Source organism: Alkalispirochaeta alkalica DSM 8900 (assembly GCF_000373545.1).
GTDB classification, from domain to species: domain Bacteria; phylum Spirochaetota; class Spirochaetia; order DSM-27196; family Alkalispirochaetaceae; genus Alkalispirochaeta; species Alkalispirochaeta alkalica.
Genome location: NZ_KB891703.1, coordinates 1 through 19,755, shown reverse-complemented (window position 1 = coordinate 19,755; position 19,755 = coordinate 1). Strand labels below are relative to the sequence as shown.

16 protein-coding genes are annotated in these 19,755 nt (G+C 64.8%); 9 read left to right on the top strand and 7 right to left on the bottom strand.

The window, feature by feature from the left end:
• The first annotated feature begins 255 nt into the window (after window positions 1-255).
• The 5 genes from B071_RS16325 to B071_RS18365 all read left to right on the top strand — a co-directional run bounded on the left by B071_RS16325 (window position 256) and on the right by B071_RS18365 (window position 6,175).
• Window positions 256-1,506 carry an ABC transporter substrate-binding protein gene (locus B071_RS16325; RefSeq protein WP_018526312.1) on the top strand — a complete coding sequence of 417 codons (1,251 nt, stop codon included), beginning with the start codon at window positions 256-258 and terminating at the stop codon, window positions 1,504-1,506.
• 14 nt (window positions 1,507-1,520) lie between these two features.
• Window positions 1,521-2,600 carry an iron chelate uptake ABC transporter family permease subunit gene (locus tag B071_RS0106570; protein ID WP_051075271.1) on the top strand — a complete coding sequence of 360 codons (1,080 nt, stop codon included), beginning with the start codon at window positions 1,521-1,523 and terminating at the stop codon, window positions 2,598-2,600.
• The gene (locus B071_RS16320; protein ID WP_018526310.1) at window positions 2,597-3,406 is read left to right on the top strand and encodes an ABC transporter ATP-binding protein; all 810 of its coding nucleotides are present in this window, start codon (window positions 2,597-2,599) and stop codon (window positions 3,404-3,406) included. The genes B071_RS0106570 and B071_RS16320 overlap by 4 nt, the downstream gene beginning before the upstream one ends.
• A 31-nt stretch (window positions 3,407-3,437) precedes the next feature.
• On the top strand, window positions 3,438-5,282 hold the full coding sequence (locus B071_RS0106560; protein WP_157703061.1) for a hypothetical protein: 1,845 nt from the start codon (window positions 3,438-3,440) through the stop codon (window positions 5,280-5,282).
• Between the two features lie 116 nt (window positions 5,283-5,398).
• Window positions 5,399-6,175, top strand: coding sequence for a histidine phosphatase family protein (locus B071_RS18365; protein WP_018526308.1), 777 nt, complete (start codon window positions 5,399-5,401; stop codon window positions 6,173-6,175).
• A gap of 47 nt (window positions 6,176-6,222) precedes the next feature.
• On the opposite strand, the gene B071_RS0106550 is transcribed toward B071_RS18365, so the two are convergent.
• On the bottom strand, window positions 6,223-8,640 hold the full coding sequence (locus B071_RS0106550; RefSeq protein WP_438829613.1) for a cation:proton antiporter domain-containing protein: 2,418 nt from the start codon (window positions 8,638-8,640) through the stop codon (window positions 6,223-6,225).
• Here B071_RS0106550 and B071_RS0106545 point away from each other — a divergent pair.
• Window positions 8,630-9,253, top strand: coding sequence for an RpiB/LacA/LacB family sugar-phosphate isomerase (locus B071_RS0106545; protein ID WP_438829610.1), 624 nt, complete (start codon window positions 8,630-8,632; stop codon window positions 9,251-9,253). The two genes, B071_RS0106550 and B071_RS0106545, sit on opposite strands and share 11 nt — an antisense overlap.
• A 93-nt stretch (window positions 9,254-9,346) precedes the next feature.
• Here B071_RS0106545 and tkt read toward each other — a convergent pair whose 3' ends face one another.
• The 3 genes from tkt to B071_RS0106525 all read right to left on the bottom strand — a co-directional run bounded on the left by tkt (window position 9,347) and on the right by B071_RS0106525 (window position 14,031).
• Window positions 9,347-11,329, bottom strand: coding sequence for a transketolase (gene tkt / locus B071_RS0106540; RefSeq protein ID WP_040587653.1), 1,983 nt, complete (start codon window positions 11,327-11,329; stop codon window positions 9,347-9,349).
• A 1,023-nt stretch (window positions 11,330-12,352) separates the two neighbouring features.
• Entirely contained in the window at window positions 12,353-13,741 is a 1,389-nt protein-coding gene (locus B071_RS0106530) for a PFL family protein (RefSeq protein ID WP_018526303.1), read from the bottom strand.
• A 20-nt stretch (window positions 13,742-13,761) separates the two neighbouring features.
• Window positions 13,762-14,031: an ACT domain-containing protein gene (locus B071_RS0106525; RefSeq protein ID WP_018526302.1), complete on the bottom strand. Its 270-nt coding sequence runs from the start codon at window positions 14,029-14,031 to the stop codon at window positions 13,762-13,764.
• Window positions 14,032-14,264: 233 nt separating this feature from the next.
• On the opposite strand from B071_RS0106525, the gene B071_RS0106520 reads away from it, so the two are divergent.
• The 3 genes from B071_RS0106520 (at window position 14,265) to leuB (ending at window position 16,698) form a co-directional block, all read left to right on the top strand.
• Entirely contained in the window at window positions 14,265-14,789 is a 525-nt protein-coding gene (locus B071_RS0106520; RefSeq protein ID WP_018526301.1) for a hypothetical protein, read from the top strand.
• The gene (locus B071_RS18360) at window positions 14,782-15,525 is read left to right on the top strand and encodes a LysM peptidoglycan-binding domain-containing protein (RefSeq protein ID WP_018526300.1); all 744 of its coding nucleotides are present in this window, start codon (window positions 14,782-14,784) and stop codon (window positions 15,523-15,525) included. The genes B071_RS0106520 and B071_RS18360 overlap by 8 nt, the downstream gene beginning before the upstream one ends.
• 75 nt (window positions 15,526-15,600) lie before the next feature.
• Window positions 15,601-16,698, top strand: coding sequence for a 3-isopropylmalate dehydrogenase (leuB, locus tag B071_RS0106510; protein ID WP_040587647.1), 1,098 nt, complete (start codon window positions 15,601-15,603; stop codon window positions 16,696-16,698).
• 27 nt (window positions 16,699-16,725) lie between these two features.
• Here leuB and hisE read toward each other — a convergent pair whose 3' ends face one another.
• The 3 genes from hisE to B071_RS16300 all read right to left on the bottom strand — a co-directional run bounded on the left by hisE (window position 16,726) and on the right by B071_RS16300 (window position 19,653).
• On the bottom strand, window positions 16,726-17,325 hold the full coding sequence (gene hisE, locus B071_RS0106505) for a phosphoribosyl-ATP diphosphatase (RefSeq protein WP_018526298.1): 600 nt from the start codon (window positions 17,323-17,325) through the stop codon (window positions 16,726-16,728).
• Window positions 17,325-18,068 carry a 1-(5-phosphoribosyl)-5-[(5-phosphoribosylamino)methylideneamino]imidazole-4-carboxamide isomerase gene (locus tag B071_RS16305; RefSeq protein WP_018526297.1) on the bottom strand — a complete coding sequence of 248 codons (744 nt, stop codon included), beginning with the start codon at window positions 18,066-18,068 and terminating at the stop codon, window positions 17,325-17,327. Before B071_RS16305 ends, hisE begins: the two co-directional genes overlap by 1 nt.
• Window positions 18,069-18,144: 76 nt before the next feature.
• The gene (locus B071_RS16300; protein ID WP_018526296.1) at window positions 18,145-19,653 is read right to left on the bottom strand and encodes an FGGY-family carbohydrate kinase; all 1,509 of its coding nucleotides are present in this window, start codon (window positions 19,651-19,653) and stop codon (window positions 18,145-18,147) included.
• Window positions 19,654-19,755: the final 102 nt, after the last annotated feature.

Sequence of the window (19,755 nt, the reverse complement as noted above, 5' to 3'; positions counted from 1 at the left end):
TCTGCTGCCAGGGGTGTCGGGGCAAGGAAGCTTGCCAGAAGCCACGCTGCCCCAAGGAGCACCGCGCCTGTTCTTGGCAGGCCTGTTCTTCCTGGTGCGCCTGTTTTTGGTGCGCCTGCTGCCATGGTCTGTCCTCCCCAGNNGGTCTCGAGTGATCACCCAGGGTACCCCGGGCTGGCGGAGAGGGTACAGAGCCGGGTGTGGGCGCCTGGAGCTGGTTGTGCCGGGGCCGATCCCGCATTACTATGGTGCGTTATGATCTTCTTTCCGGTTCGCCTGGTGCTTTTTTTTCTCCTGTTTCCGGGGTTTTCTGTTCTGGCTCCTTCTGTTCTGGCTTCTTCTGATGTGGCTCCTTCTGTTGTGTCGGCCGATCCGGCGGCTACTCTGGCTTCCGGGGGTGGCCTGGCCTCGGCTTCGGCTTCCGGGGGTGCCCGGCAACGGGGGGTGGCGCCCCTGGAAGAAGCGGAGAACCTGCAGATCCTCCGGAAAGAGCGGCACCAGGAGGTCCGGATTTCCAACGCCTGGCCGGGTGCGCCCGATCTGGTCTACCACCTGGTTCCCCGGGGCATCGATCCCGGCGGTCTGGATCTTCCTCCGGGACGGGTGATTCCCGTCCCGCCCCGGCGGGTGGTTTCCCTCTCGACACCGAATATTCCCTTTATCAGGGATCTGGGGGAGCTCTCTTCCCTGGTTGGTGTCGATACTGCTGACTATGTCTACGACGAGGGGGTTCGCCAGGCTCTGCGGGAGGGGGCTGTGGGTACCACCGGGGCCGGGGCACAGCTTGATCTGGAGCGACTTCTGGCGCTCCGGCCCGATCTGGTGCTGCTTTCGGCGTATAGTCCCGACGATCCCGCCCTGCGGCGGCTGGAGGCGGCGGGTGTCCCCGTCATGGTGATCGCCGACTGGCGGGAGGCTACGCCTCTGGGTCGCGCCGAGTGGGTCCGGCTCTTCGGAGCGCTCTATGAAAAGGATGCTCTGGCGCAGGAGCTCTTTTCGGACCGGGCCCGGCGCTATCGCGATCTGGCCCGACGTACTGACCGGGCGATTCCCCGGGATGCCAGGCCCGGCGTCTTTGCCAATGCGCCCTGGCAGGGGCAGTGGCCGCTTCCCGCTGGGGAGAGTTACCTGGCCAGGCTTTTTGCTGATGCCGGGGCCCGCTATCTCTGGGCCGATACCAGGGGTACGGGGTCGCTCTTTCTGGATCTGGAGGCGGTTCTGGCCCGGGCGGTGGATGCCGAGTTCTGGGTCAATCTTAACGCCACCTGGAGCAGTCCCGAGGATATTCGACGGGAGGATCCCCGGCTGACCCTTTTCCGGGCGTTCCGGGAGGGCCAGGTGTACCATCACCACCGCCGCCAGCGTGCCCGGGGTGCGAACGACTTCTGGGAGACCGGGGTGGGTCGCCCTGATCTTGTTCTGAAGGATCTGGTCGCGATTTTTCATCCCCAGGCTGATCTTGTCCCGGGCCACGAGCTCTTCTTTTATCGGAGGATCTTTCCGTGACTCCGGGGGGGCCCGTGACCCGGAAGGGAACCGTGACCCGGGGCTTTGCCGCAACTCGCGGTCTCTCCGGAGCGGCGGGGCTGATTCTTCCCGCTGCGGTTCTCCTTCTGGTGGCCGGGGCGGGCCTGGCGCTGGGGTCGGTGCCGCTCTCTCCGGCGGCTCTTGTGGCGTCGCTCCGGGCGGGACCGCTCCTGGAGGGGGGTGATGCCTCCCGTGCCCTGGAGCGGATCATCCTCTTTCAGATCCGGATTCCCCGGGTCTGCGCCGCTGCCGGGGCGGGAGCATCCCTGGGGCTCGCGGGCCTTCTGATGCAGACGGTCTTCCGCAACCCCCTGGCGGGGCCCGGGGTGCTGGGGGTGAGTGCCGGGGCGGGTCTGGGGGTGGCGCTGGTGGTTCTGGCCGGGGCGGGGGCTCATTTTGCCGCTCCCACCGTGGCTGCGGCTGCACTGGGCTCGGCCCTGGTGATTTCCCTGATGATGGTGGTCCACCGTATGGTGGGGCAGCCCGTGGTGGTACTGGTGCTGGGGCTTCTCTTCGGCTACGCGGCCAGCGCCCTCACGGCGGTGCTCATGGCTGCAAGCCCTGCCCAGGGGCTTGAGCAGTATATTCACTGGAGTTTCGGTTCCTTTGCGCTTCCGCCGGGATGGCAGCCTCCGGCTCTGCTTGCGGCGGCCCTGCTGACGACGGTGGTGCTCACGGTCCTGGCGGCTCCGATCGATGTGCTGCTTCTGGGAAGCGCCTACGCCGAGAGCAGCGGGGTCCACGCTCACCGGTTGCAGGGGCTTCTTCTTCTCTGCGCCGGGCTTCTTACGGCGCTGGTAACGGCCCTGACGGGGCCGATTTCCTTTCTCGGTGTGGCCGTGCCCCATCTGGCCCGGGGCCATCTGCGCACCTCCAGCCACCGCCTGCTTCTTCCGGGGGTGGCTCTCTGGGGTGCCTCCGTAGCCGTTCTGGCGGATCTGGTCTCGCGGCTGCCCGGAAGCGATCGTATTCTGCCCCTGAATGCCGTGCTCTCCGTGGTGGGGGTTCCCGTGGTGCTTCTGACCATTCTGCGGCCTTCCCGCGATGGCGGCGGTCCGGGGGTGGAGTTATGATGAATCTGGAGGAGTTGCGCCTGGGCTACCGCCGGGGCCCCGATGTGGTTAGCCTGTCCCGGGAGGCGATTCTTCCCGGGGAGGTTATCTCCCTGGCGGGGCCGAACGGGGGGGGCAAGACGACCCTTCTGCGATGTCTGGCGGGGCTCCTGCGGCCCCGGGAGGGCAGGGTCTTTCTGGAGGATCGGCCTCTCTACGGCCCCCGCTCCTGGAGTCGCGAGGCCCGGGCCCGCCGTCTGGCGGTGGTTCTCACCGATCCGGTCTCGCCGGCCTACCTGCGTGTGCGCGATGTGGTTGCCCTGGGACGGCTGCCCCACTGTTCGTCGGTTCAGGGGCCTTCGGGGAGGGATCAGGCCGTGGAGCGAGCCCTGGAGGCGACGGGGACCTGCCACCTGGCCGGGCGCTCCCTGGGGCACCTCAGCGATGGCGAGCGCCAGCGGGTGATGATCGCCCGGGCGCTGGCCCAGGAGCCACGGATTCTTCTGCTCGATGAGCCGGCGGCACACCTGGACCCGCCCCATCAGACGGCACTGTTCCTTCTTCTGAGGGATCTGGTGGAGCAGCAGGTGATCTCCTCGGCAGTGATTGCCACCCATCATCTCCACCTGGCCCTGCACTTCTCGCACCGGCTCTTTTTACTGGCTGGAACGCTCCGGGGCGCGGGCACGCCGGGGGAGCTTCTGGCAGCGGGGGCGCTGGAAGAAACCTATCCTTCGACGGACAGGATCGCCCTCGACCCGCACCGGGGGTGGTTTGTTCCCCGACCCGGCGAGGCCGATCGTCAAGAGGCCCCACGGGAGAGCTGACACAGAGCGGTTCCTCTGGTAGATTTGGTTCATGCATACGCGCAAAGTCTGGAGATACCTGGTGATTCCCTGCCTCTACGCAGTGGGCATCTTTGGCCTTCTCTACCTTCAGTATTCCGGTACCCTCACGGTGCGCCGCTCCCTGGGTGATCTGCAGTTCCTGGGAACCCTTGTGGCGGGCGAGGACGAGACGAGCCACAGGATAACTTCGGCCCGGATCGACTTCCAGGGGATCACCTTCCGCTTCTCCGAAGAATACCCCCTGGTTATCGACTCCGGCGAGAATCAGCACCACCTGGTTCCCAGCCGGTACGATCAGGAGGAGCGAACCCTGCTTATTACCTTCTCCGACGAGAGCGTGATCCGTTTTGAAGTCTCCCCCGACGAGGGCCCCCCGGGTCTCCAGGTTCTTCCCCAGGGCGGTACGGCCTGGCCCGAGGAGGGAACGGTAACACTTTCGTGGCACCCCGAGGCCACCCTGGAAGAGCGCGGCGACGATTCTTCCCCCGCCCCGGACTCGGTCCACCTGCTCCGGGACGACCGCCAGTTTGTCCTGACCGCGCCCCCCAGGTCGGCGATCGACCAGGAGTCGCGCCGCATCAGCCTGCCCCTGAACGCCGGGAGCCGCCTGATCCGCTACGTCGAGCGGGACTACGCCGAGATCGATATCATCGAGGCGGCCTTTAGCAGGAACCGGCGCCAGATCAGCGATTCCTTCTACGCCGAGACGATCAGCCGTTTTATCGATGTGGGCTTTCAGGGATGGCACAGCATCCGCTTTAACGGCGGTTCCGGGACCTGGAACCGGCGCGAGGGGTCACCGGAGTTCTCCGAGGAGATCCTCACGGCTTATCTGGCCGAGGCCTGGAAACGCGACCAGTACACCACGGCGTTTAACCGCATGCGTCGCGCCGCCGACCAGCACCCCGAATCGGTGGGACTTCTCTCGGCGGTCTTCCTGGGAGACCTGAGGAACGTCACAACCCGGTTTATCCGGGAAGATCAGGAACGGGCCCGGGAGCTGGCGGACCGGATTGCTGCGGGCGACGCCCGGGTTTTCCAGGAGGATGATATCTTCTCCTTTGCCGCCCTCCGGGGGAGCGAGGAACTCTTCCGGCAACTTCTGGATTTTGCCGACGACCTGGATCTGCGCGATCTGGACCAGCGCACGGCCGTGGCGATGGCCGAGGCGGCCCTTGCCCCGAACCACCCCACGGAAGCATCCCGGGAGGTTTCCCGACGTTTCCTCACCCTTGTCCACGACAGGATCGTTCCCGCCATCCGGCAGTACGAGGAGACTTTCTTCATGGAGACCGCCCAGGGAGAGGTGGATCTGCTCTATTCACTGCGGGCCGGGTTGCTTCTGGAACGGTACGGCGACCTTCAGGGGGAACCTCTCTACGTCACGGTGGGACGGAACCTGGTGCTCTCGGGCCTCCGTGTCGCCGACAGTCTGGGGTTTTTACCGCGCCATCTGTACTTTGAGGCCGACGGTTTCACCCGGCAGGAGGGGAGCTTCGGTCCCGAGAAGATTTATCCGCTCATCTCGGATAACCCCTGGTATCCCCGAAAGATATCGCTCTACGACGAACTGGGGGCGGGGTCGTTTATCTGGTCGATTGCCCCCTTCCCGCGCATCGATATCGGCGAGGAGCAGTTCCATTTTACCCTGACCTACCCCCGGAACAGGACTCACTATATCGTTATGCAGGGTATCCCCCCCTTCCGCTCCATGAACCTCTTTAACTTGCAGTGGAGAAACGACCCCTCCTTTGAGCTCTATATCAAGGGACGCCACTACGAGCGGAGTACCAACACCCTCATGATCAAGTACACCGATAACAGCGTTGAGGGCGATATTATCCTGAATTACTGATCTGGCAGGCCGATGCCCGGGGCGGGGCCCGGGCGAGGGCTATCCCGACCTGGGCGGTGATCCGGTTACGCCCTGGCGGAGCCGGACCGGCCCCCGCACCAGGGAAAGGGAGCGCCATGTCCTTTGACACCATCATGACCGGCCTGGACGGACCGGTCTCGTTCTATCTTATCCGCCACGGCGAGAGCCAGGGCAACGCCCGGGGGATTGTCCAGGGCAGGGCTGACGTTCCTCTCACAGACCGGGGGAGAGATCAGGCTGCCAGGACGGGGCGGTGGCTCGAGGGTCTGGGGGTTCATCCCCGGGCAGTGCGGACCTCTCCCCTTCAGCGGGCCCGGGAAACGGCCCGCCTCATCACGGGTCTGACACCGGAGGACCCTCGCTGCGACGTGATCACCGATCTTCAGGAACTGGACACGGGGATCTTCTCGGGCTACTCCCTGGAGGAGGCACGAAAGGAGATGCCCCGGGAGTACCAGGAGTTCACAGCCCGAAGCTGGGATGCCGTGCCTGGCGCCGAGGGACGGGTTGCCCTGGCCGACCGGGCGCTCCGGGCCTGGCAGGCCCTGGTGGAGACCGCCAAGGGCCTCTCCCGGGAAGACTCTCCGGAGGATTCCCCTGGCGGTTCTGTCCCCGTCGTGATCTGCGTGACCCACGGAGGACTGCTCCAGTGGCTCCTGAAAACGAGCTTCGGCGCCACCCCGGAAGAGCCCCGGGAGTGGATGCCCCTGATCAAGGCATCAAACTGCGGGGTTTTCCAGCTCGATCTCGGGCCGGTCAGGGCTGTNGACCGCCAGGACAGACCCCTGCGGTGGTTTCACGCCCGGTGGAGCCGACTCAACGAGAGGGCTCCCCTTGAGACCTGGGATCCAAAATTCGAACCCCCGGTATGACCAGGCCGACGGGCCCGGCCTGACCGACGAGCCCCCGAAGAAGCAGGCTATTCCAGGAGATCGCGAAAGTTCCGGGCGTTCTGCAGTTTCTCCACCAGCCCGGGAGTCCGGATCGCCCCGGCGATCCTTCCCAGGGCGGCCAGGTGGTCCCCCGGTTCCTGACCCGGGGGATCAACCAGAATAATCACAACCCGGGAGAGATCGGGCACCTTCTCCAGGGAGATCCCGTGGCGGGTCACGGCCATCATTACCGTGGAATCCTGAACCTCCGGTGCGTGACAGTGAAGCAGAACGACCCCCGCCATAAGCCGGACCGGTTCTCCCCGGGCAATATCGATCAACTGGCTCGCAAGCCGTTCGGGAACCTCTCCCTCTGAACCGGGCAGGAGCCGCAGGGCGTCCCGTACCAGGGGAGCCACCTCGTGGTAGTCGCCGTCCAGAATCGTCCTCTCCGGGGAGAAGACCCCGATCCCCAGCCCCGCACCCTGTATCCCCTCGCCGGTACTGGGGGCAAGGAGGCGCTCGCTGGCGGAGTAGAGCACCGAGAGGTTACACTGACTGTGACGCCGCGAGAGCACCCCCGGGAGCCGATCGCCCTTGGGGTTCCAGGCGATTCCCCCCAGGCGCGCCGAGAAGAGGATCACCCAGTCGGCCGGAGATATCTCCTGGCCAAAGGACTGGACCAGGCCAAGCCAGGACTGATAGTTGCGGAGCTCCAGGCTAACCTCGGGACGCGCCCGGTTGATGTAGTCCCACCCCTTCCGGGAAAACGAGGGAGACCCATAGACGATCAGGGTGGTACCACACTGGGCGGCAAGCTGCTTGATCGTCCCTACCGCCTCGGGGAACCCCACCTCCCGCTCGGCCAGCGGGGGCAGAACGAGCCAGATGCGCTTCATGGTATTCACGGGCTGCACAAGGCGGTTCACCAGAATCTGTCGGGGCGTGCCATTCACCACCATGTCCAGAATCCGNCCAAAGATATGGGAGCGACTGCGCTGATGGCCGTCCCACCCCATAACCAGGGTAGAGATGCGGTTTTCCCGCACGGCCCGGAGGATTCCGGAACTCACGTTCACGTCCACCGTGGTAAGGGGGGTGACCGGTACATGAGCAGCCAGGGAGCGGACCACCATATGGGCCAGGAGCTCCTCCCCCCGGGCAACCTGGGCCTCCGCATCGGGACCGTCGGGTATGACGTGGACGGGATAGACCGGTTCGTGCGATTCATGATCCCGCAGGTACATCGCCACATCGAGGAGATCGGCGGCAGAATCCTTGCTGATTACCGGAATGAGCACCCGCGAGGGCAATGTGCCGGGGTCCTTCAGCTCGGAATCGCGGGCCTGGACCAGTTTTTTCCCCGCCCGCTCCGTCACCAGGGGCCCCACAAAGCAGGTGACCCCGATCATGACGATCGTTCCGGTGATGATCTCATCGGAAAAGAGCCCTATCTCGTATCCCACCAGGGCCGCCGCCAGGGTTGCTGCAGCCTGGTTCACGCTCAGACCGTAGANAAGGCTCGACTCATCCCGGGAATAGCCCAGAAACTTTCCCGATATCACCGCTGCCAGCCATTTGGTGACAAGCGCCGTGATGGTCATCACAGCAATAACGATCCAGGCCTTNGTTCCCTGGAAGAGCAGTTCCACGTTTACCAGCATGCCCACGGAGAGCAGGAAGAAGGGAATAAAGAGGGCGTTCCCCGTAAAATGGAGGCGGGCCATGAGGCTGCTCTTCTCGGGGATGAGGGAGTTCAGCATGAGCCCCGCCAGAAAGGCTCCGATGATCGGCTCCAGCCCCGCCACGTGGGCCAGATACCCCGAGAGAAAGGTTGCAGCCAGAATAAAGACAAAGGCCACGGTCTCGTCGGAGGCAACCTCCCGGAGAAACCACCGGCCGATCCGGGGGAGAAAAAAGATCACCGCCACCACGTAGATCACCATGGTCGCTCCCAGGCGCAGCCAGAACTGTACCGACGCGTCGCCCTTCACGGAGGCGGCGATCACGGCCAGCACCAGCAACGCCAGGGTGTCGGTGATGATCGTCCCTCCGATGGTGGTCGTTACCGCCCNGGATCGCGTGAGCCCCAGCTTGGCAACCGAGGGAAAGGTGAGCAGCGTGTGAGAGGAATACATGCTGGAGAGGAGCACCGCCGTGGGTACCGTGACCGCCATGGTCCACAGGGCCAGACCGGTTCCCACCGAGAGGGGGATCAGAAAGGTCATGAGGCCGAAGACGACGCTGTGAAGGCGGTTCCGGCGAACCTGGTGGAGGTCGATCTCGAGCCCNGCCAGGAACATGATAAAAAGGAGGCCCACCTCGCCAAGAAGGCGGATCGTGGCGTCCCGCTCGATCAGCCCCAGCCCGTAGGGGCCAAAGATCAGCCCCGCCAGAAGCAACCCCACAATCTCGGGAAGCCGCAACTTGCGGGCGAGGAGAGGCGCGATCAGAATGATGACCATCACCGACGCAAAGATAAGCACGGGATCACTGAAGGGTATTTCCATGGCACGAATAGTACCGCACTATCTCCTCCAGGGGAAGAAAAAACGTTACACTACGGTGTGTATGGAAACTCGAAATAAACGCGTACTGATAGGAAACGATCACGGAGCGGTGGATCTCAAGGTTCGCCTTGTGAAGCATCTTGAGGAGCGGGGATACGCTGTTGAAAACTGCGGCGTTGACAGGGAAGACTCCGTGGACTACCCCGATATCGCACAGCTGGTCTGCGGCCGCCTCCTGGAAGCATCCCGGCAGGGTCAGCCCCGGCACGNCCAGCCGCAACAGGACCAGGAGACGGAGCCCTTTGAATTTGCCATCCTCTGTTGCGGTACGGGGATCGGCATCAGCATAGCGGCCAACAAGATTCGGGGGATCCGCTGTGCCCTGCCGCAGAATATCTTCGCCGCCACCATGGCCAGGGAGCACAACGACGCCAACGTNATCGCCTTTGGGGGGCGCATCGCCTACGGCGAGCCCGTGGAGGAGATGCTCGATGCCTTCATGGACGCCCGCCACCAGGGCGGACGCCACCANACCCGGGTCTGCAAGATCACGGCCCTCGAGGACTGATCGGTCTCCAGGGCGCCCGGGCGGCCCTGGAGCTCCAGGATTTGCCTGCGACCACCGTGGCGGGCGCAGGCACCCTTGATCAAACGCTCGGGATCAGACGCTCTTGATCAGGTCAGCCAGAGCCTCGGCGGTGAACCCCATGGCAGACGCCACCTGGGCGGCCGGCCCGCTCAATCCGAACCGGTCCAGACCAAGAACCCGGTCGCGGCTCCCCGTGATCGAAGCCCATCCCGAGGTGACNCCCGCCTCGGCGGCCACCACGGGGACGCCCTGGGGCAGGAGAGCCCGGCGGAAGGCCTCGTCCTGGGCCTCGAAACGTTCCCGGCTGATCATGGAGACCACCCGGACCGCCCGGCCACTCAACTCGGCCGCGNTCAGTGCCAGGGAAACCTCGCTCCCCGTGGCCACCACGACCACCTCGGGGAGNCCCTCCCCGGCGGGTTCCTGGACCAGGTAGGCCCCGCGGCGCAGGGATTCCCGCCAGGCAGGATCGGCCTTGGGGAACACCGGCANGCCCTGCCGTGTGAGAGCCAGGGCCGTGGGCCCGTCCTGCTCCATCGCCATGAGCCAGGCCTCGCCGGTCTCCTCGGCGTCGGCGGGGCGCAGCACCACCATCCCCGGAATGGTCCGCAGGGCCTCGACGTGTTCGATCGGCTGGTGGGTGGGTCCGTCCTCGCCCACAAAGATCGAGTCGTGGGTGAGTACGTAGGTTACGGGCGCCTTCATGAGCGCCGAGAGCCGCGCCGCCGGACGCAGGTAATCGCTGAAAACCATGAAGGTCGCCACAAAGGGGCGCAGCCCCCCGTGAAGAGCCATTCCGTTGGCGATCGCTGCCATGGCCAGCTCCCGGACCCCGAAGTGGACCGTACGTCCCGCCGGGGTGTCCCGGGTGAAATCGCCATGATCGGGCAGAGCCGTGTTGTTCGAGGGCGCCAGATCGGCCGAGCCGCCCACCAGGTTCGGCAGCACCGCCGCCACGGCCTTCAGGGCAGCACCGCTGGCCTGACGCGTGGCCAGCGTATCGCCGGGGGTATACCGGGGAAGCGCGATATCTTTCAGGAGCTCNCGATACCCGCCCTGGAGCATCTCTTTCCACTGGGCGTGAAGCCCCGGNTTCGCCGTGGCCCAGTCCTGGAAGGTCTTCTCCCACTCCTCCTGGGTNCGGGCGAGCTCNTCGCCGCGACGGGNAAAGAACTCCCGGGCCCGGGGGTCCACGTAGAACAGCTCCTGGGGATCCACCCCGATCGCCTCCTTGGTGGCGGCGATCTCCTGATCACCAAAGGGAGCCCCGTGGGCATCGGCGCTCCCCGCCTTGCCGGGAGACCCCTTGCCGATCACCGAATCCAGGATTATCAGGGCGGGACGCGTGCTATCCTCCCTGGCCTCGGCAAGGGCAGCCCGGATCCCCTCGATGTCGTAGGCGTCGGACGAGAGGACCTGCCACCCGTAGGCCCGATAGCGGGCGGCCACGTCCTCGGTAAAGGCCAGATCGGTGGATCCCTCGATCGATATGTTGTTGGAATCGTAGAAGACCACCAGTTTGCCCAGCCCCAGATGACCCGCCAGAGAACTGGCTTCGCTGGATATTCCCTCCATCAGACAGCCGTCGCCGGCTATCACGTAGGTGTAGTGATCCACCACGCGGTGATGGGGCGTATTGAACCGGGCCGCCAGCATCTCCTCGGCCACGGCCATTCCCACGGCGTTGGCAAAGCCCTGCCCCAGGGGACCCGTGGTCGTCTCCACACCCGGGGTATGGCCGTACTCGGGGTGCCCCGGGGTCTTGCTGTCGAGCTGGCGAAAGGCCTTGATATCATCCAGCGAGAGATCGTAGCCCGCCAGATGCAGGAGCGAATAGAGAAACATCGATCCATGACCGGCCGAGAGAACAAAGCGGTCCCGGTTTTCCCACTGCGGATCCCGGGGGTTATGGTTCAGCACCTCGCCGTACAGAAGCGCTCCCAGTTCTGCCATCCCCAGGGGCATTCCGGGGTGTCCCGATTTTGCCGCTTCCACGGCATCCATGGTGAGGGTTCTCACCGATCGGGCAACGGCCTCGAGGGCGGCAGTATCCATTATCTGTTTCATGTTCGAGTCTCCTCAGGGGAATAAAGATTTTCTCGTGAACATCGTATCACGAAGACCCTCGTTGTGAGAACGGTTGCACAGCGCAATCGGGGGGAGCCCGGAGGATATCAGCGGGAGGGCTCCCTGTCCGGCTCCTGCCGCGCACGGATCGCCTGGAGCTCCTCCGGCGTGAGCCTCGCCTTTCCGGGAATCCGGGGGGGACGGGATCGAACCCAGGGCTCGACCAGGGTGCGCTGGGAGAAGAGCCCCACCATGACACCGAAACGGGTGGTAAGCTCCTTGTCCCGGACGTGGTAATCAAGACCGCTGATCACGCTCAGGGGCGTTCCCGGAAGCGCAACCATGCCCAGCGCNCCCAGGGACCCCTCGGGAGAGAAGGTTGCGCCCACCTGGAGCAACCGCTCCACGGGCAGGGCCTCCAGAACACGCTGTTGTGTATCCAGCTCCTGCAGAAGCCCCCCTTCGCTCTTCAGCAGCGTGGCCTTGTACCGAAGGGCCCGGTCCTCGGCNCGGCGGTGCAGAACCACCGCCTCCTTGAGCTGCTGCTCCACCAGGGCCAGACGCCGGTAGACCTGCTCGAGCTCGCGTTCCAGATCGCGCAGGGTCTCGGNCGCGAGGCTCTCCTCTTCAGGGAGTGCCCGAACGGGTTCGCGGGGGGGGCGCACCACCGGCGAGGGCTCCACCGGGGGCGGGGTATCGCGGACCTCGGGGAGGCGGACTTCCGGGGGCAGGGCTTCGGGTTGACGAGGCTCGGGGAGCCGTGCCTCGGGAGGCTGACGAACCACGGGGGGGACCGCCTGGGCGAGATGCTGCTGGGCACCAGGAGTCACCAGGCCCTGCAAGGCCAGACCCAGGGACAAGAGAATCAGCATAACCTGTCGAACCGTTCGATCTTTCACAGGGCTCCCTCTTCTCCCTGATATCGGCATCGCACNCCCTCGCCTTGATGCTCTGTANCCGTGATGCCCCTTACAGTATAGTCAAATTCGCCGTTTCGTTCCGCNTGGCCCCTTAGTTCCGGAAGCTTGTTACAGGAGCAGGAATAATCCCTCCCCGCCGGACCAGACCCGAGCAGGAATACTCCTTCACGGGCATGATCGGAGCCCGGCCCAGGAGCCCCCCGAACTCGACCCAATCCCCCGCCACACCCCCGGGAACGGGAATCAGACGGACCGCCGTTGTCTTGTGATTCATCACGCCGATCGCCATCTCGTCGGCGATGATCCCCGCCAGGGTATCGGTGGAGGTGCTCCCGGGCAGGGCGATCATGTCCAACCCGACGGAACAGATAGCGGTCATGGCCTCGAGCTTCTCCAGACTCAGCGCTCCCGATTCGGCAGCGGCGGCCATTCCCTCGTCCTCGCTGACGGGGAGGAAACTCCCCGAGAGCCCCCCCACGTGGGAGCTGGCCATGAGCCCNCCCTTCTTTACCGCGTTATTGAGCAGGGCCAGGGCCGCCGTCGACCCCGGGGCCCCCACGGACTCAAGCCCCATCTCCTCCAGAATCCGCGCGACACTGTCCCCCACAGCGGGGGTCGGGGCCAGGGAGAGATCCACAATTCCGTGAGCCACGCCCAGACGGTCTGCGGCCATATCCAGCACCAGCTGTCCGATCCGGGTAATCTGGAAGGCCGTTTTCTTGATCACCTCGGCGAGCTGGTCCAGCGTCGCCTCGGGATACTGGTGAANTGCCGACTGGACAACCCCGGGGCCGCTGACGCCCACGTGGACCACCGTATCGGGGTTCCCCGGCCCGTGGAAGGCCCCCGCCATAAAGGGGTTATCCTCGGGAGCGTTGGCAAAGATGACCAGCTTGCTGCAACCGAAACCGCCACGGTCGCGGGTTCGCTCGGCCGCTTCCTTGATCGCCGCAGCGGCGCGGCACACGGCGTCCATGTTGATCCCCGCCCGCGAGGAAGCCACGTTGATGCTGGCACAGACCTTCTCCGTGGTGGCCAGCACCGCAGGAATNGCGCTGATGGTCTGCTCGTCGGCGGGNGTCATGCCGTGGTGAACCAGGGCAGAGAAGCCGCCCAGAAAATCCACCCCCACCTCCTTGGCGGCCCTGTCCAGGGTCTCGGCAAAGAAGAGGGGACTCACCGAACGGGGGCCCGCNGTGCCACCGGCCTGGAGGGATGCGCCCAGGACCATGGAGATGGGGGTAATGGAGATTCGCTTGTTGATGATGGGCACGCCCAGTTCGGCCTGAATCTGGTCGCCCACCCGCACCAGGTGCGCTGCCGAGCGGGTTATCTTGTCGTACACGCGCCCCGCCGCTTTCCTGCCGTCCGAGTCGGCGCAGTCCAAAAGATTGATGCCCATCGTTATGGTCCGGACATCCAGGTTCTGNTCCGCGAACATGCGCAGGGTCTGTTCAATTTCCAGGGGTGAGAAAAACACCAATAGCTCCTTGCTCTGACTCAGACGCGATGCATCGCGGTGAAGACGTCTTCGTGCTGCAGGGTNACCGATACGTCGATCTCCTGGCCCAGGGCGTCAAGATCCTGACGCAACTGATCGAGGGATATGGTCATTCCCGCAAGATCCACCAGGGTAATCATGGTAAAAAACCCCTGCATAATGGTTTGACTGATATCAAGAATGTTTACCGAACGTTCGGCAAAGGCCACGCTCACGGCGGCGATGATGCCGGGTTTATCCTTCCCGACAACGGTACAGACAGCTCTCATTTCATGTGCTCCTTCGCCGGCCAGTGTAGTGATTCTTTTCCGCTCTGTCAGCCTGCAGGGCCATTCCCGAGATTCTCTCCTGCGACCCCGCTTTTCTCTCCTTCTGTCTCGTCGGGCAGACGTTTCATCGGGGGAGTGTTATATTTCGCCCCAGGGACCTCTTCCGGAGAAACCCGCGGGGAATCGCTCCCCCGGGCAGAATCCGGAAACGACCGGTCCCGGAAGGAGACATTGTGAAACGATTCGGCCTGTTTTCGGTCATAACCCTCACGCTTGTCCTGGTGGGACTCACCCTGGCAGGCTGTGCCAGCGCGCCCGAACCGGAGCCCGAAGAAGCTCCCGAGGCACCTCCCCTGGAAGCAGATCCCCCGGCAGAGCCCGAGGCCCCGGCAGAACCGGAAGCCCCCCCTACCCCCGAGGAGAGCCCCCTGGCGCAGCAAGCCCGGGAGAGCCGCTCCCAAACCCGGGCCCGGAAGGACGAGGCCCTGGGAGTGCGCGCCGACGTGGCCCAGCGCGAGCAGTTCCAGCGAGGAGAGGACCTCACCGAGGCAGCCGAAGCACACCTGGCCCGGGAGGCCTACCAGGAAGCCTTGAGAGATTTCGACGAAGCCCGGGAAGCCTTTACCCTGGCCTACGAGAAGGCCCGGGAACAGCGGGAACACGCCCGGCGATCGCTCCTGGACCTGGATTCCCGCCTGGAAGACGCCTCACGGCGCATCGAGACGCTCCAGGAAGATTTGGAGGCCGACGATGAATAAGAATCTGTTCAGCCTGCTCTTTCTGCTGTTCTGTGCCCTGATGCTGGCGGTTCCCTCGGTGGCAGCGCAGAACCTTCTGGAAGACAACCCCCACGCGCGCCGTGCCCGGGATCTGCGCCTGCAAGCGGAGCAGCTCATCGAGGAAGGTCTCTACGAGCAGGCTCTGGCCCTGGCCGCCGAGGCAGACCGGGAACGTGAACGGGCGATAGTCTGGGCCGAGGAACAGGTCTGGGCATTCCGGGCCAACAGTATGCGGAACCGGGCCCGGGAGCAGATGATCTACGCAACCCGGATCGACGCTGCAACCCACTACCCCGAGGAACACGCCCTGGCCATGACGACCATGGAGGAGGCCGAGGAGCATTTCGCAGAACGGCGCTTCGAGGAAAGCTTCCCCCTCTTTCGCCTGGTGCGGGACACCATCTCGCCTCTGCGCCCCGTCCGGGAGGCCCGGGAGCCCCGCCAGGAGATGATCACTCCGCCCCTGGAGCGGGAAACCCTGCCCGCCACCTACGTGGTACGCCTGATCCCCGAGCGGAGGGATTCCTTCTACCGGATCGCCGGCTATGACTTTATCTACGGCGACAGCTCCCTCTGGCCCATCCTCTACGAGGCGAACAGGCATATCCTGCGGGATCCCGAGAACCCCCACCTGATTCATCCGGGCATGGAGTTTCGCATCCCCAACCGCCCCGGCGAGGACCGCCAGGGGGTATGGCAGCCGCCGGGGAAATAACCCCCGGCGCCGCTCGGCTGTTCCGGCTGTCCGGCAGGTTGTACAAGGCTCCCTCCAGCGGGTACCATGCCCGCCATGAACAAACGGATTGCCGTGCTGGCAGGAGACGGGATCGGTCCCGAGGTGATGGAGCAGGCCCTGGGCGTGCTTGCTGCGGTGGAACAGCGCTTTGGCGTAACCTTCAAGACAGACGCCGCCGATGTGGGGGGAGCAGCCCTGGACAACCACGGCACGGCCCTCCCCAAGGAAACGGTGGAGCTCTGTCGCGGGAGCGACGCCATTCTCTTTGGCTCTGTGGGAGGCCCGAAATGGGAACACCTGCCGCCGGAGGAGCAGCCCGAACGGGGCGCGCTCCTGCCCCTGAGGAAAACCTTCGGGCTCTTTGCGAACCTCCGGCCCGCCATCGTCTTTCCCCAGCTCGTCCACGCCTCGCCCCTCAGAGAGGATCTTCTCGAGGGTGGCCTGGACGTGGTGGTGGTGCGGGAACTCACGGGCGGAATCTACTTCGGCACCCCCAAGGGGCGCGAGGGTGACACGGCCTTCGACACCCTGGTGTACCACCGGTCCGAGATAGAACGCATCGCCCGGGTAGCCTTCGAAGCAGCCCGAAGCAGGAACAGGCGGGTAACCTCCATCGACAAGGCCAACGTTCTTACCTCCATGGTGCTCTGGCGCGAGGTCGTGACCGACGTGGCCCGGGATTATCCCGATGTGGAACTCACCCACATGTACGTGGATAACGCTGCCATGCAGCTGGTGCGGCAACCCCGTCAGTTTGACGTAATCCTGGCAGGAAACATGTTCGGCGACATCCTCTCCGACGAGGCGGCCATGCTCACAGGTTCTCTGGGAATGCTCCCCAGCGCGAGCCTTGCCGAAGGCTCCTTCGGGCTCTACGAACCCTCGGGAGGGAGCGCCCCCGACATCGCGGGCACCGGCGTTGCCAACCCCATTGCCCAAATTCTCTCGGCTGCCATGATGCTCAAATACAGCTTCGGCCTGGACCAGGCCTACCAGGCGATCTTTGACGCCGTGGCGGCTGTGCTGGACGAGGGGTACCGAACCGGCGATATCGCCCGCCCCGGCGACACCCTGATCGGCACCAGCGAGATGGGACGGCGCATCGCCGAAAAGGTCGCCGGCGGAACCCAGGTCACCGCCGGAACGAGGTGAGCATCGGGAGCAGCGCCGCCGCCAGTATCAACCCGAGTGGCGCCGGCCGAGCTCCCTGACAACCTCTTCCAGGCGGATCCCCTCCTGCTCCAGGAGCACCAGGGTGTGATAGAGCAGGTCCGCCGCCTCGCCGATGATCTCCTGACGGTCCTGGGCGAGGATCAGCTCCACCGCCTCCTCTCCCGTTTTCTTCCGGATCTTTCCGGAGCCCTTGGAGAAGAGGTGGGTGGTGTAGGACCCCTCGGGCATGGTTCTGCGCCGCACCGCGATCAAGTCGGCCAGATCCGAGAGAACCGGCAGCACCAGATCATCACCGGTTTCGGGGAAATTCCCCGAGGAATTCCCGGAAGAATCCCCCGAGAGCCCCGCCGATTCCCCCGGGGTAGCGGCACCGGAATCGCCCTCCCGACCTGGTTCCAGGAGACGCACCTGATACCAGGCCTCATCGGGCCCTGGCCGGAAGGAACCGCACCGGGCCCCGCCGCCCCCGTAGGGGAGAACCCGCCCGTTTTCCGGCATCACCACCCAGAGCTCACCCTGCTCGAGGGTCTTGGTGCGGCTCTTCTCGCTGCACCCCAGCACCGCCTCGACGTTCCCCCGGGCGTCCATCACCACAAGCTGCTTCATCACTGCCCCCCCCGGGCCGCTATAATCTCCAGCGCCTCTTTCAGGGAGAAGCCCCCCTCGTAGAGCGCGCGCCCCACGATAAATCCCTGGAGTTCCGGCCCCTCGCGCAGAATTGTGGCGGTATCCTCCGTGGAGGCGATCCCCCCCGAGAGAATCACCGGCAGCGAGGTAGCCCGAGCCACCTCGACGGTGCCAGCCACATCGGGCCCCGTGAGCATCCCGTCCCGGGCGATGTTTGTATACTCCACCGCAGCAAGACCGATCTCACCGGCGATTCTGGCGAGCTCCGTGGCCAGAACGCCCGACGATTCCTGCCAGCCCGATACCTGGACACGCCCCTCCCGGGCGTCGATGGAGGCCAGCATTCGCGCACCCCGGTGGTCTCCCGCAGCCCAGCGGGCCACCAGATCGGGGTTTCGAGCCAGGATCGTACCCACAATGGCGTAATCGATCCCCAGATCCAGAAGGCGCTCCAGCGCATCCTGGTCCCGGACCCCGCCCCCCACCTCGAGGCAGCAGGAAAGGCCCCGCCGTATCCGGTCTATCGTTGCCAGGTTGTTCCCGCTGCCCCGGGCAGCATCGAGATCGACCAGATGAATCCGCTGCGCCCCGGCCTCCTCGAAACTCCTGGCCACATCCAGGGGGTCGCCGTCGTAGACGGTGCTCTCCTGGTACGCTCCCTGGCGCAGCCGGACACACCGCCCCTCGATGAGGTCAATCGCGGGGATAATCTCCATGTTCATTGTCTCTACTCCTTTATGTTAAACCGCCGGCCCGTGGCCCGGCGAAACCCGGGGCACCCCGCCGGGAGTCCGGTCCTCAGACCAGATCCCGGAAGGCCCTTTCGTACTCCCCGAGCCCGTGAAAGGTCCCGGCGGGTACGGGAAACTCCTCAATCTCAAAAAGATCCCGATACTCCCGGGGGTCCCTGCCCTCCCGGGCGGCCAGGGCCGTGATCGCCGCACCCAGGGAGGTGGCCTCCTCGATATTCGTCAGAAAGAGGGGCGACTCGGGAAAGAACGCCGCCAGGAGGGCGTTGTAATCGGGGTTGTTCCGGAAGCCCCCTTCGGTGAAGAGCGAGACCCCCGGCGCCAGCCCCACCCGCTCCAGGGCTGTCTTGCTCTGCAACGCCAGGGAGAGGTTCAGCACCGCGTAGGCCCTGGGCAGATCCTGCAGGAGGGGAGGCACAACCTTCCCCTGGCGGATATCCTCCAGGGGATACTCCCGTCCCTCATCGACGATGCGGGGGGTGGAATCGGGGAACTGCCCCGTCCCGGGAACAACCCCGGGAATGATAAACTGACGGCACCCCTGGATCACCCCCTGGTAGAGGGCTCTGTTAAAGGGCGGGGGGTCGTGGTCACCGTGAAACTCCTGGAGAATCTCCCGGTAGGTCCCGAACTCGAGCCCCCCCAGAAGGATCGTCGTCTTGACGGGGTCGCCGAAGGCGGAGATGTTGTAGAACACCGATTTGCCCACCTCGTCGGGACNGAAGGTCACGGGCCCCGTGGTGGGGTGCATCGCCACGCACCAGGTGCCGGTGCTGTTGAGGACAAACCGCTCGGACCCCTTGCGGAGAAGGTAGGGCAGGAGCGAGGCGTTGCTGTCGTGAATTCCCGTTGCAACGGTTGTCTCCGGCGAGAGTCCCCGGCTCCGGGCTATCCCGGGAAGGACCGTCCCCGCCGGGTGCCAGGGGCTGCGTGGTTCCGGAGGAACAGCCTGGTCCAACCCCAGCCCCGCCAGAACCCGGGTATCCCAGGACCAGGAGGCAAAATCCCAGANGTAGGTGTGGCACCCGGCGTAGGTATAGTCCGAACTGTACCGCCCCGTGAGAAGCCAGGCAAAATACTGGGGCAGAAAAAGCACGTGCCGAACCCGGGAGAACTCCCGGGGCCAGCGGGAACGGCAGAAAAAAGCCAGCTTGGCGGGGTTTATCAGGGGTTTGAGCTCCACCGTGGCGGTGCGCTGCTGGAGCTCCTCCCGGGACGATCCCAGGGCGTCAAAGAACTGCTGGTGCAGCTCCTCCGGGGGCTGGTGGGTATACGAGACCAGGGGGCACACCGGGTCTCCCTGATCGTCGAGAAAGACCACCGACGCNCCGTGGGTACTGATCCCGATGGAGGTGATGGCATGGTCCTGCGCCAGCTCTTCCAGAGTGTCAAGAAACCACTGCCGGATATCCTCCAGGGGCTCCACCTCCACGCCCTCCTGGAGAAGCGTATCAAAATGGCGGTACCGGCGATCCACCACCTTGAGGGTGCTGTCGTAGATCAGAACCTTCTTGTTCGTCTTGCCCACGTCGAATACTGCGATTGCGTCCTTGGCCATGGGGCTATTGTAAACGGTCCTCCTCCTTGCCACAATGAGAAACCATGAAAACCATAACACCCCTGGAAGCGGCGCGGCGGGAGCTGCTTCGCCGTGACCAGG

What these genes read in the sequence shown, in the direction of transcription:
- hisE (WP_018526298.1), bottom strand. Translation starts at nt 17,325, where the DNA reads ATGAAGCAGCTTGTGGTGATGGACGCCCGGGGGAACGTCGAGGCGGTG.
- B071_RS16320 (WP_018526310.1), top strand. Translation starts at nt 2,597, where the DNA reads ATGATGAATCTGGAGGAGTTGCGCCTGGGCTACCGCCGGGGCCCCGAT.
- B071_RS18360 (WP_018526300.1), top strand. Translation starts at nt 14,782, where the DNA reads ATGAATAAGAATCTGTTCAGCCTGCTCTTTCTGCTGTTCTGTGCCCTG.
- B071_RS16325 (WP_018526312.1), top strand. Translation starts at nt 256, where the DNA reads ATGATCTTCTTTCCGGTTCGCCTGGTGCTTTTTTTTCTCCTGTTTCCG.
- leuB (WP_040587647.1), top strand. Translation starts at nt 15,601, where the DNA reads ATGAACAAACGGATTGCCGTGCTGGCAGGAGACGGGATCGGTCCCGAG.
- B071_RS0106560 (WP_157703061.1), top strand. Translation starts at nt 3,438, where the DNA reads ATGCATACGCGCAAAGTCTGGAGATACCTGGTGATTCCCTGCCTCTAC.
- B071_RS16305 (WP_018526297.1), bottom strand. Translation starts at nt 18,068, where the DNA reads ATGAACATGGAGATTATCCCCGCGATTGACCTCATCGAGGGGCGGTGT.